General features: G+C 65.0%; 11 protein-coding genes. 7 read left to right on the top strand and 4 right to left on the bottom strand.

What is annotated here, in order from left to right:
- The first annotated feature begins 64 nt into the window (after positions 1 to 64).
- Both CK218_RS24480 and CK218_RS24475 read left to right on the top strand, forming a co-directional pair.
- Positions 65 to 1,399: a dicarboxylate/amino acid:cation symporter gene (locus tag CK218_RS24480; protein WP_095826078.1), complete on the top strand. Its 1,335-nt coding sequence runs from the start codon at positions 65 to 67 to the stop codon at positions 1,397 to 1,399.
- A gap of 196 nt (positions 1,400 to 1,595) precedes the next feature.
- On the top strand, positions 1,596 to 2,177 hold the full coding sequence (locus CK218_RS24475) for a histidine phosphatase family protein (protein ID WP_066993924.1): 582 nt from the start codon (positions 1,596 to 1,598) through the stop codon (positions 2,175 to 2,177).
- 12 nt (positions 2,178 to 2,189) lie between these two features.
- Here the strand turns inward: CK218_RS24475 and CK218_RS24470 are convergent, their stop codons facing one another.
- The 3 genes from CK218_RS24470 to CK218_RS24460 all read right to left on the bottom strand — a co-directional run bounded on the left by CK218_RS24470 (position 2,190) and on the right by CK218_RS24460 (position 4,243).
- Positions 2,190 to 2,954 carry a pseudouridine synthase gene (locus tag CK218_RS24470; RefSeq protein WP_095829171.1) on the bottom strand — a complete coding sequence of 255 codons (765 nt, stop codon included), beginning with the start codon at positions 2,952 to 2,954 and terminating at the stop codon, positions 2,190 to 2,192.
- A gap of 254 nt (positions 2,955 to 3,208) precedes the next feature.
- Positions 3,209 to 3,793, bottom strand: coding sequence for a hypothetical protein (locus tag CK218_RS24465; RefSeq protein WP_245435181.1), 585 nt, complete (start codon positions 3,791 to 3,793; stop codon positions 3,209 to 3,211).
- A 9-nt stretch (positions 3,794 to 3,802) separates the two neighbouring features.
- Positions 3,803 to 4,243, bottom strand: a complete 441-nt coding sequence (locus CK218_RS24460; RefSeq protein WP_095777431.1) for a hypothetical protein — start codon at positions 4,241 to 4,243, stop codon at positions 3,803 to 3,805.
- A gap of 357 nt (positions 4,244 to 4,600) precedes the next feature.
- Between CK218_RS24460 and CK218_RS24455 the strand changes: the two genes are divergently transcribed.
- Genes CK218_RS24455 through CK218_RS24435 form a run of 5 tightly spaced genes read left to right on the top strand, consistent with a single transcriptional unit; the run spans position 4,601 to position 10,245 of the window.
- Positions 4,601 to 5,854: a sarcosine oxidase subunit beta family protein gene (locus tag CK218_RS24455; RefSeq protein ID WP_095829170.1), complete on the top strand. Its 1,254-nt coding sequence runs from the start codon at positions 4,601 to 4,603 to the stop codon at positions 5,852 to 5,854.
- A 13-nt stretch (positions 5,855 to 5,867) separates the two neighbouring features.
- Positions 5,868 to 6,137 carry a sarcosine oxidase subunit delta gene (locus tag CK218_RS24450; RefSeq protein ID WP_095782950.1) on the top strand — a complete coding sequence of 90 codons (270 nt, stop codon included), beginning with the start codon at positions 5,868 to 5,870 and terminating at the stop codon, positions 6,135 to 6,137.
- A complete protein-coding gene (locus CK218_RS24445) occupies positions 6,134 to 9,013 on the top strand; it encodes a sarcosine oxidase subunit alpha family protein (protein WP_095829169.1) in 2,880 nt (959 codons plus the stop codon). The genes CK218_RS24450 and CK218_RS24445 overlap by 4 nt, the downstream gene beginning before the upstream one ends.
- Positions 9,006 to 9,530 carry a hypothetical protein gene (locus CK218_RS24440; protein ID WP_095777427.1) on the top strand — a complete coding sequence of 175 codons (525 nt, stop codon included), beginning with the start codon at positions 9,006 to 9,008 and terminating at the stop codon, positions 9,528 to 9,530. The genes CK218_RS24445 and CK218_RS24440 overlap by 8 nt, the downstream gene beginning before the upstream one ends.
- 52 nt (positions 9,531 to 9,582) lie before the next feature.
- Positions 9,583 to 10,245 (top strand): TetR/AcrR family transcriptional regulator, encoded by a 663-nt coding sequence (locus CK218_RS24435; RefSeq protein WP_095777426.1) that lies wholly within the window; start codon positions 9,583 to 9,585, stop codon positions 10,243 to 10,245.
- Positions 10,246 to 10,291: 46 nt separating this feature from the next.
- Here the strand turns inward: CK218_RS24435 and CK218_RS24430 are convergent, their stop codons facing one another.
- Positions 10,292 to 11,191: a dihydrodipicolinate synthase family protein gene (locus tag CK218_RS24430; RefSeq protein ID WP_095829168.1), complete on the bottom strand. Its 900-nt coding sequence runs from the start codon at positions 11,189 to 11,191 to the stop codon at positions 10,292 to 10,294.
- Positions 11,192 to 11,783 lie beyond the last annotated feature (592 nt).

Raw genomic sequence — 11,783 nt, 5'->3', positions numbered from 1 at the left:
AGGCTGTGAAGGTCAACTGCCCCGGGAGGTCGAGCTTCTCGATCGGGGCCGAACGGAGGACATCATGCAGACGGCAATCGCTGCCGCGGAACCGCGCGGCAAAGTTCCCTTTTATCGGCATCTTTACGTGCAGGTCCTGGCGGCGATCGCCGCCGGCATCCTGCTCGGCCATTTCTATCCCGACATCGGCGCCTCGCTGAAGCCGCTCGGCGATGCCTTCATCAAGCTGGTCAAGATGGTGATCGCGCCAGTGATCTTCCTCACCGTCGCGACCGGCATCGCCGGCGTCTCCGACCTGCATAAGGTCGGCCGGGTCGCCGGCAAGGCGATGATCTATTTCCTCGTCTTCTCGACGCTGGCGCTCATCGTTGGCCTGATCGTGTCAAATGTCGTCCAGCCCGGCGCCGGCATGCACATCAATCCGGCGACGCTCGACGCCTCGAAGGTCTCGACCTTCACCGAGAAGGCGCATGACACGACGATCGTCGGCTTCCTGATGAACATCATCCCCGACACCATCACCGGCGCCTTCGCCCAGGGCGACATCCTGCAGGTGTTGTTCTTCTCGGTGCTGTTCGGCGTCGCTCTCGCTTTGGTCGGCGAGCGCGCTCGTCCGGTGGTCGACTTCCTGCAGGCGCTGACGGCGCCGATCTTCCGCCTCGTCGCCATCCTGATGAAGGCTGCGCCCATCGGCGCCTTCGGCGCCATGGCCTTCACCGTCGGCAAATACGGCATCGGCGCGATCGCCAATCTCGCCTTCCTGATCGGCACCTTTTACCTGACGTCGCTGCTCTTCGTGCTGATCGTGCTGGGAGCGGTGGCATGGTACAACGGCTTCTCCATCCTGGCGCTGATCCGCTACATCAAGGAAGAGCTGCTCCTGGTGCTCGGCACCTCGTCGTCGGAGGCAGCGCTTCCCGGCCTGATGGCCAAGATGGAGCGCGCCGGCTGCAACCGCTCGGTGGTCGGTCTCGTCATCCCGACCGGCTATTCGTTCAACCTCGACGGCACCAACATCTACATGACGCTGGCAGCGCTGTTCATCGCCCAGGCGACCGACACGCCGCTCACCTTCGGCGACCAGATCCTGCTGCTGCTCGTTGCCATGCTGAGCTCCAAGGGGGCCGCCGGCATCACCGGCGCGGGCTTCATCACCTTGGCGGCCACGCTTTCGGTCGTGCCTTCGGTGCCGGTTGCCGGCATGGCGCTGATCCTCGGCGTGGACCGCTTCATGTCGGAGTGTCGCGCGCTCACCAACTTCGTCGGCAATGCCGTCGCGACCATCGTCGTGGCGCGCTGGGAAGGCGAGCTCGACCAGAAGCAGTTCGCCGCCGCCATGGCCGGCCAGATGCCGGAGGAGGCAGACCTCGCGCTCTCAGGCGGCCTGCAGCCGGCCTGAGCGATCGCAACAATTCCCGGAAAATTGCCTCGGTGACTTCACCGTAGCCTTCGATCCGGAGTTGCACAGACAAAGAGCGTCCACCCAAGCCGAAACAGGCCGTGGCTCCGCCGCGGCCTGTTCTTTTTGTCGGACGCCGCATAGGGTGGCGCGGGCCGGCATTCTTGCCGGTGCATCCAAGCGTGAGGGCCGGCGGATGAGCAGCGCGTTTCCTGAGATCTACCTTGTCCGCCATGGCGAGACGGAATGGAGCGCATCGGGAAAGCATACCGGCCGCACCGACATTCCGTTGACCGCGAAAGGCGAACAGGCCGCAGGCGGCGTCGCCGACCGCCTCAAGGAGCACACCTTCCAGGCGGTCTGGTCGAGCCCGTCGCAGCGCGCCTTCGACACCTGCCGGCTGGCCGGCTTCGGCGAGCGCGCGCTCAAGAAGGCCGACCTGCAGGAATGGGATTATGGCGCCTATGAAGGCGTGACAACGAAGGAAATCCTTGCCGGACGTCCGGGCTGGCAGTTGTTTCGCGACGGCTGCCCGGGCGGCGAGACGGCGGCCGATGTAGGCGCCAGGGCCAATGCGATCGTGGCCGAAATCCGGACGGTGGCCGGCAATGTGCTCATCTTCTCGAGCTCGCATTTCCTGCGCGTGCTTGCGGCGTGCTGGATCGGCCTGCCGCCGGAAGGCGGCGAACATTTCGTCCTCGATACCGCGAGCCTCAGCATCCTCGGCTACGAGCACGACCTGACCGAGCCGGTCATCCGCCGCTGGAACCAAAAGTAGTTCCGGCCCCTGTTAAGCGGCAAGTATCGCCAGCTCCTCGGCCGTCAAATGCCGCGCCTTGCCCTTCGCGAGATCACCCAACTGCAGCCGCCCGATCGCCACCCGTACCAGCCTGAGCACGCCCATGTCGAAGGCGCCGAGCATGCGGCGGATCTGGCGGTTGCGGCCTTCGTCGAGGACTAACTCCAGCCATGTCGTGCGCCCGCCGCTGCGCAAGAGCGCGATCGAGCTCGCCGTCAGCAATTCCCCGTCGACGACAGCGCCTTGGCGGAACCGCTCGAGCATCTTCTCGTCGGGCACGGAAGCAATCTGCACATGATAGGTCTTGGCGACATGCGAGGCAGGATCGAGCAAACGGTTCGCCCAGCGCGTGTCGTTGGTCATCAACAGCAGACCTTCGCTCGCCTTGTCGAGACGCCCGACCGGCGACACGAAGGGCAGGTCGAGATCGGCAAGGCAGTCATAGACGGTGCCGCGTCCTTCGGGGTCGTCGCGCGTGGTGACCAGCCCGCGCGGCTTGTTGAACATAAGATACACTTTTCGTTCCGCGGCGACCTGTGCGCCATCGACTGCGATGCGGTCGCGATCCGGATCGACGCGCAGCGACGGATCGCGCGCCACCTTGCCGGCAACGCGCACGCGTCCTTCGGCGATCATCAGTTCGGCCTGCTTGCGCGAGCAGAATCCTAGCTTCGACAGCGCTCGGTTGAGGCTGACTTTTCCAGCGATCGGTCGTCGCGGGAATTCGGGAAGCTGTCGTAGGGGCTTGCGTGACATCGGCCGACAGATGCCATGCCGGGCAACGCCGGCGCAACCTGGCCGCCGTGCTTGCACTTCTCGCATTGCCCTTCGCTCGCAGATCGGCCGCACCTTGATCCCGCGCCAGATCCCGGCCGGCCTGGTCGCCACGCTCGCTGGCGGTCCCGTGCTGATGTGGCTGCTCCGGTGACGAGAAGCGGTGCAGCCAGCGTTTCGGGTGGAGACGAGTACCTGACTTTGCTGAACCGGCAGCGTCGTCGACCGCAATCAAATCACGGTTCCGGCGGAGCGCTCAACCGCAGGTAAGGGACGCCGTCGAAGGTTGCCGTCACGAAGCTCTTCACCGACATCTTGCGCTTATGGCCGTCGCTGCAGGCATAGACCGGCCAGCCGGCCTCGCTGCATTCGCTGGCCGCGCAGAGGCGGGCAAGGCAGTTGCCGACAGTCAGCCGGAAGCCGCCTTTGCCGGCGAAGCCCTGCAGCAGGCTGCCATCGGCCGAGCGCCATGTCCGCTGGCGAAATTCCGGCCGCAGGGCCAAAGGTTCGAGAGGGGCGGCGAGATTGGCGGTGCCGGTACGCGCCATGAGCTGAAGACGGTACCGGGCCATCCCGCTCGTATAGGCGGTTACGAGGTCGGACTCACCGGAATACGTGGATGCCAGATCGGAGCGGTCGAAGAGGGGAGCCGCTCGCTCGCCTGCTTCTGTTGGCCTCGCAAGGGCAACAAGGGCGACAAGGGCCAAACAAGCTCGCACCATTTTGTTTTCCAGCAGCCATGCATCTCCGGCCTGCCAGAGCCCCCGGCTGCCTTCCACACCATCCCGCCAATTGCTGCGCGGTGCAAGCCGCTGCGCCAATAACCCGTGTCACCCATTGGGCGCCGGCGGCAGTTCGAACAGGGTGGCGCCATTCTCCTGTCCCCGCTCGACATAGCCGATGAGCCGAAACCATTTTGCGACGTCCGGTCCATCGAGCCAGCTGCGCGAGTGCACGGGCAGGTTGCCGGCGAGCGCTTGGATGTGGCGGATGTGACGCCTGCAGAAGCGAACGGTTGCCGCTCTGAAGAAGTCCTCCTGCGCGGCAAACAGCGTGTCGGCCGCGTCGCCATGCTCATGCCAGGCGATAAAGGCGACGGCCTGCTCGCCCTCGACCAGCGCATGGGCCCGGCCTTCCTTCAGGTTCATCATCAGATTGTCGTAGGCGGCCTTGCTGTCCTTGCCGGCCGCCAGGTACTCGTCCGACATTCGCTTGGACAGGCCGCGGAAAACATCCTCGAGATCTCCGACCGTCGCTGCGCGTGCTCTCATTTCTCCTCCTGACAGCCCGGCGGGAGTTTGCCCCATGGGAGGAGGATCACCAAGCAAATGAAATCCGCCATGCGCCTGACACGCGCAAATGCATTTCACTTTGCTTAGATGGCCGATACCGCGCTCGTACGACGCGCGATCTCGATTGCCCAATGGACACAGGTGTCCATTCAAGCTAAGTTCGCGCCGCGCGAAGCTCGGCGACTCTTGTCGAACCGCGGCAGAACGGGATGGGTTATGGACTTTCGAGGACGGGGCGAGTTGATTGCGCCGGTTTTGGTACGGCGCCGCCGATCTGGCGTCTCAGCGGTTCTTGGCACCCTTGCAATATCGCTCACGTGATGCGGGCCTGAGCGCATGACAAGGCACTATTCAGCGCTTTCGCTATTCAAGGAAGGCGTCGCCGGCCAGACAGGCTGGGAGAAGGCCTGGCGCTCGCCGGAGCCCAAACCGCGTTACGACGCCATCGTCATCGGCGGTGGCGGCCACGGCCTCGCTACGGCCTACTATCTCGCAAAGAACCACGGCGTCACCAATGTGGCGGTGCTCGAGAAAGGCTGGATCGGCGGCGGCAACACCGGCCGCAACACAACCGTCGTCCGCTCAAATTACTTCTACCCGGAAAGCGCAGCGATCTACGGATTGGCGCATAGCCTCTACAAGAGGCTATCGAAGGATCTGAACTACAATGTGATGTTTTCCGCGCGCGGCATTCTCACCCTCGCGCATAGTGAAGCGGGAATGGAAACCGCTGCCCGGTCCGTCAACGCCATCCAGGTCAACGGCATCGATTGCGAATTGTTCTCGGTCGAGGACGTCCGCCGGGTGGTGCCGATCTACAATTTTAGCCCGGATGCCCGCTACCCCGTCTATGGCGGCACCTGGCAGCCGAGCGGCGGCACGGCCCGTCATGACGCTGTCGCCTGGGGCTATGCGCGCGCCGCCAGCCGTCTCGGCGTCGACATCATTCAGAACTGCGAGATCAGCGACTTTATCATTGAGGACGGGCGCTGCCGCGGGGTCGTCACATCGCGCGGCGCAATCCGGGCAGAGCGTACGGGGATGGCGGTGGCCGGCCACTCCTCGGTGCTGGCGGCGAAGGCGGGATTCCGGCTGCCGGTCAATTCCTATGCGCTGCAGGCCTGCGTGTCCGAGCCGGTCAAGCCCATCATCGACACGGTGGTGATCTCGCCGGATACGGGCGTTTATGTCAGCCAATCGGACAAGGGCGAACTGGTGATCGGCGGCGCGCTCGACCGCATCCCGTCCTATGGCCAGCGCGGCAACTTGCCGGTGCTGGAAGGCGCGATCGCAGGCATGCTCGAAATGTTCCCGATATTCGGCCAGCTGAAGATGATGCGGCAATGGGCAGGCATCGTCGACGTCGTCCCCGATTCCTCGCCCATCATCGGCGAATCGCCGTTGCCCGGGCTTTTCCTCAATTGTGGCTGGGGCACGGGCGGCTTCAAGGCGATTCCCGCCGGCGGCACGCTGCTTGCCCATTTGCTTGCAACCGGCAGGCACCACGACATCAGCCGGCCTTTCGATCTCGACCGCTTCGCCCGCGGCCGGCTGATCGACGAGGCTGCCGGCTCCGGCATTGCCCATTGAAGGTATAGCAAAGATGCAGCTCTTTCCCTGTCCGTTCTGCGGGCCGCGCGAAGAAAGCGAATTTCACTATGGCGGAGAGGCCGGCAATTTGCGGCCCGACGGCGACGACGTGACGGCCGAGCGCTGGGCGGGCTATCTCCACATGCGCGACAACCCGAAGGGGCCGACCCGCGAGATCTGGGTGCACCTGACCTGCGGCGAGTTCTTTGCGATGAGCCGCGACAGCGTCAATCACAAGGTGTTGGGTTCCTCCGTGCTCGGCGAAGCGGAGCATGGCGCATGAGCGCTTCGCGTCTTGCCAATGGCGGCAGCGACATCGATCGGGCCCGTCCGCTGAGCTTCACTTTTGACGGCACGCGCGTCGACGGCTTTGCCGGCGACACGATCGCTTCTGCCTTGCTGGCGAACGGCCGGGCGATCGTCGGCCGCAGCTTCAAATATCATCGGCCGCGTGGCATCTGGGGATCCGGCGTGGAGGAGCCCAACGCGCTGGTCGATGTCGAGAGCGCCGGCGGCCGCGTGCCCAATGCGCGGGCAACGACCGTGCCGGCGCGGGACGGCCTCACGGTCAAGAGCGTCAACGCGTCGCCGACGGCGCTGGCCGACCGCAACGCGGTGCTGGACCGCCTTGCCCGTTTCCTGCCCGCCGCATTCTACTACAAGACCTTCATGTGGCCGGACTGGCACCTGTTCGAGCCGCGCATCCGCGCCATGGCCGGGCTCGGCGTCGTCGACCGCAATTGGAAGCCGCGTCACGTCTCGGACCAGATCAATCACCATTGCGACGTCCTGGTGGTCGGCGCCGGACCGGCCGGACTCGCCGCGGCAACGGGCGCGGCGGCAGCCGGGCACTCGGTCGTGCTGGTCGACGAGCGGACGCATCCCGGCGGGTCGCTGCGCCACCGTGCAGGCGCAGTCGACGGTGTCAAGGGTACGGAATGGGTCGATGCGACGGTGGCCCGGCTGAAGAGCAGCGGGCATCTCGTGCTCAGCGATACGACCGCCTTCGGCCTCTATGATCACAATCTGGTCGCTCTCAACCAGATTCACCGCGACGGCCGACCCGATACGCTGTGGCGCGTGCGCCCGCGCCGCATCGTGCTGGCGACGGGCGCGATCGAGCGGCCGGTCCCGTTCGCCAACAACGACCTTCCGGGCATACTCTCCGCTGACGCGGCGTTGAGCTACCTGCGCAGGCATGGCGTCCTTGTGGGCCGGCAGATCGTGGTCGCAACCAACAATGACAGCGCCTACGAGCCGGCCTCGGCGCTGGCTGCGGCCGGCGCTTCGGTGACGGTGGTTGATTGCCGGCGTGAGGGTGGCGTACAGGCGAAGAGCGGTATTCGGGTCCTCGCCGGACGCGCCATTGCAGCGGCGCGCGGCCGCAACGCCGTTCAGAGTGTTCTGCTCGACGACGGTACCGCCCTTGCGGCCGATTGCCTGCTCGTCTCGGGCGGCTGGACACCCACCGTGCATCTGTTCTCGCAGGCAAAAGGCAAGCTCGCCTGGAGCGATCAACTGTCGGCTTTCATTCCCGCAGAAGCGATCGAGGGGATCGGCGTAGCCGGCGCCGTCGCCGGCACGGTCTCGCTTTCCGAAACTTTGGCCAGCGGCCTAGCGGCCCTCGGCGGGTTCGGCTCGGCGCCGCCGGCACCTCGCAGCACTGGCGAGGAAGCAAAGCTTGGCGTCGTCAGCCTGTGGCCGAAGCCCAAAGCCAAGGGCCGCGTCTGGATCGACTACCAGAGCGACGTCACCGCCAAGGACGTCGAACTGGCGGCGCGGGAGAATTTTGTCTCCGTCGAGCACCTGAAGCGCTATACGACCCTTGGCATGGCGACCGACCAGGGCAAGACGTCGAACCTGAACGGTCTGGCGCTGCTGGCCGCGGTTACCGGCCGCGCCATCTCGGATGTCGGCACCACCACCTACCGGCCGCCTTTCACGCCTGTGCCGTTCGCCAGCCTGGCGGGAGCGCGTCGGGGCAGCATGCACGCCCCGGTCCGTCGCCTGCCGCTGGAGGCAAACCATCGCGCAGCAGGCGGAGTGTTCCAGGAATATGGCGGCTGGCTGAGGCCGGCCTATTACGGAAGCGGCGAAGCCGGAGCCACGATCCAGGAGGAAGCGCGGCGCGCCCGGCAGTCCGTTGCGCTCTTCGACGGCTCGACGCTCGGCAAGATCGAGGTGATCGGTCCGCGCGCGGCCGAATTCGTCGACTTCATCTATTACAATACCATGTCGACCCTCAAACCCGGCCATTGCCGCTACGGTTTCATGCTGTCGGAAAATGGCGTCGTCTTCGATGACGGCGTGCTGGTTCGTCTCGACGAGCACCGCTTCATCGTCTCCTGCTCGTCGTCGCATGTCGCCGCTGTCCACGCGCGTCTCGAAGAATGGCGGCAGGATCGTTTCGGCCGCGATGCGGTCTATATCCACAACGCCACCGCCCAATACGCCACCTTGACCATTTCGGGTCCGAAAGCGCGCGGGCTGATAGAGGCGCTCGATCTGGGTGCCGCGCTGGACGATGCCAGCCTGCCGCACATGGCGGTTACCGCCGGCCGCTTTGCCGGCGACGAGGTGCGCATTGCCCGGGTCTCCTTCACCGGCGACCGAAGCTACGAGATCTCCATCCGCGCCGACCGGGCCGAGGTGCTCTGGGCAAGGATGCAGCAGGAGGGCCGCGCGTTCGACGCCGTGCTGCTCGGGCTTGAATCCCTGATGATCCTGCGCGCCGAGAAGGGCTTCATCGTCATCGGCAAGGACACCGACGGCAACGTCATGCCGCACGACCTCGGCGTCGCGGGACCGCGGACCAAGCGTACAGGTGAGTTCGTCGGCCGGCGCTCGCTTTTCACCGAAGCGGCGAGCCGAACCGATCGCAATCAGCTTGTCGGCTTGGCTGTCGGCGAAGGCGAGGCGCCGCTGGCGACCGGCGCGCATGGTGTGGAGAAAAGCGGCGACCGGCTCCGGAGCATCGGCTTCGTCACCTCCAGCTATCAAAGCCCGACCCTCGGGCGTCCGGTCGCCCTGGCGCTCATCGAACGGGGTGCCGCGCGGCATGGCCAAACGATCGACGTTCAACATCTCGGCGTCCTGCGCCGGGCCACCATCGTCGCGCCCTGCGCCTTCGATCCGGAAGGGAGCCGCCTGCATGCGTAACCTTGCCGAAAAATGGCCCCCAGCGCCTGACTGGACCACCGCGGTCCTGAACACGGACGGGATTAGCGTGCGCACATTGGACGGGCTGAACCAGCTTCTGGTCAGCGGCGACCTGACGGCTTGGGCGCAGGCTTCGGGTCTCGCGGGGGAAGGGGTCGAAGCCGGCACGGTTGCCAACGGCGACAAATACATGGTGCGCATCGCGCGCGATCGCATTCTCGCCGTGAGCGGACGGCCATTACCCGTCGCGGCCGGCTGGCACGCGGCCGGTTTCGCGGTCACGGTCATGGATGCCGGGCTGCATGTATTCGAGATGAAAGGGCCGGGATTGGCCGGTCTGGTCGCCAGGGGCACAGCGCTCGATCCGAGGCAGGCAAGTCCCTCGGCTTCGATCCTTTTTGCCGGCGCCGGCGTTCTCTTCTACCGGTTCGGCAACCCCGATCGGGCGCGTGTGCACGTCGACCGGGGTCTTGCCCCGTATCTCTGGGAGTGGCTCGAACAGGTGCAAGTATTGTAGCGGGGGCGGTTTCAGGTCTATCTAGCCGGCATTCAAACCTGGCCAGCCCGACATGCCTTCCGATTCCAGTGCAGATGCAGTCGTGCAACGGTCCGGTCTGATCGGCAACACCAAGGTGACGCGCGAGGACTGGATGAAGCTCGCGCTGGAGACGCTGATCTCAGAGGGCGTGGAGGCGGTGCGCGTCCTCGCGCTCGGGCAGAAGCTGAACGTCTCCCGTTCCAGTTTCTACTGGTACTTCAAGAGCCGTCAGGACCTGCTCGATCAGCTTCTCGACTATTGGCGCAACAACAACACCCGCTTCATCCTCGAGCAGGCCGGCCGGCCCGCCGCGTCGATAACTGAGGCCGTGCTCAATGTCTTCGAGTGCTGGCTGGATGAGAAGCTGTTCAATCCGCGCTTGGATTTCGCCGTGCGTGCCTGGTCGCGCCAGTCCGCCAAGGTCCATGGTATCGTGAACGAGGAAGACGATGCGCGGGTCGATGCCATCCGGGCGATGTTTTTGCGGCACGGTTACGCAGACACCGAAGCCTTCGTGCGGGCGCGCGTGCTGTACTTCACGCAGATCGGCTATTACTCGCTCGAGATCGTCGAGCCGGTGAGCAACCGTCTGTCTCTGACGCCGGCCTACCTGCTCACGCACACCGGCAAGCAACCTCGCCAGGGCGAGGTGGAGGCCTTCGCCGAAAAGGTGCGGGTGCGTACCGGCAGTTGACCATGGCCGACTGGCGGTCCGCAGCGCCGTCACCTGCAAACGTTTCTCAAACACGTTTCAGCGCTGCGAGATCGGAAATCGTCTTCCTGATGACCGCTTCCACCTTCGACCGTTCCTCGCCGCCGATCGGCAGGCGCGGCTTTCGAACGTGTTCCGGAGCGCCGTACACCAGATGCTCGGCGAATTTGATGTACTGCACCAGCTTGACGTCCGTATCGAGATGAAATGCCGGCGTCATCAGCCGGTAGAGCGGAAGCGCTGCCGCGAAATCCCCGCCGCGGGCGGCGTTGAACAGCGATACGCACTCGGCCGGCCATGCATTGGTCATGCCCGACACCCAGCCGACAACACCGAGCGTCAGGCTTTCAAGGATAAGATCGTCGACGCCGCAAAGGATGTCGAAACGGTCGCCGAAGGCGTTGAACAGGTCGGTTACCCTGCGGATATCGCCGGTCTCTTCCTTGATGGCGACGATGCCGGGAACATCGACCAGCGCCTTCAGCGTCTCGACGTCGACGTCGACCTTGTAGGCGAGCGGATTGTTGTAGATCATCACCGGCAGATCGCTGGCCTCGGCCACGGTCTTGTACCATGCCACGGTCTCATGGCGGTCGGTGCGATAGGCGAGGCTGGGGAAGGTCATCAGCCCCTCGGCTCCGAGCTTCTGGTAGTGGCGAGCCGCCGCGGCCGCGTCGTCGGTGGACAATTCCGCAAGACCGGAGAGCAGCGGCACCCGTCCCGCCACGACTTCCCTGGCTGCTGAAACCACGGCATCGCGCTCGGCCTGTGTCAGCGTGGCATTCTCGCCAAGCATGGGCAGGACGATCACGCCCGACACGCCGTTCTGAACAAGCCGCTCGATGCTGGCTTGCGTGGCTTTCAGGTCGACCGCGCCGGAAGCCTGCATCTTGGTCGTCACTGCTGGAAACACGCCGCTCCAGGTCATGGAATGCTCCTTGGTTGGGTGCGGCCGGCGGAGGCGTCATAGAAGGGTCGCGTGCCGTGTCGCCGGTCGGCACCAGCTTCCCATTTTTAATGCCACATGTTGACCTGCCAAGGCGCAAATGCGTCTTCGCCATAGCCCAGCGGTTTGTCGCAAAAACCGGCGCCGACCCGTCAGCGGCCTATTGCAGCGGATGCCGATGGGATCGGCGCCAGCAGCAGCATGCCAAGAGCCGGTGCAAGAAGATGGTGTTCGGGTAACGGCGCCTAACCGGTCAATATGCTGCGGCGGGCCGGCGGCACATGCTACATGCGCGCCGACGATGCGCGACGCTTCGCCGCCGAGCGGCCCTCCCACATCCTGGAAGAAGCTCCGCACGCAACTACTCGATCTCTTCATCGCCCACGCGGCCGGATGACATGAGGATGACGGTCAAGCGCGTCCCCGGCTGAGCGGCGATGTGGAAATGCTCGATCTCGGCGGGCTCAGCGCAGAGGAGAAGGCCATGGGATACGTACTCGCCTGCTGCACCCGTCCCCTAGGGCCGGTCTGCGTGGACCTCTGATCAAGGCGGCGCATCCAACAGGAGGATGGC

The organism is Mesorhizobium sp. WSM3879 (assembly GCF_002294915.1).
Lineage (GTDB): Bacteria > Pseudomonadota > Alphaproteobacteria > Rhizobiales > Rhizobiaceae > Mesorhizobium.
The sequence above is the reverse complement of the archived record's forward strand: the minus strand, read 5'-3'. Positions and strand labels throughout refer to the sequence as shown.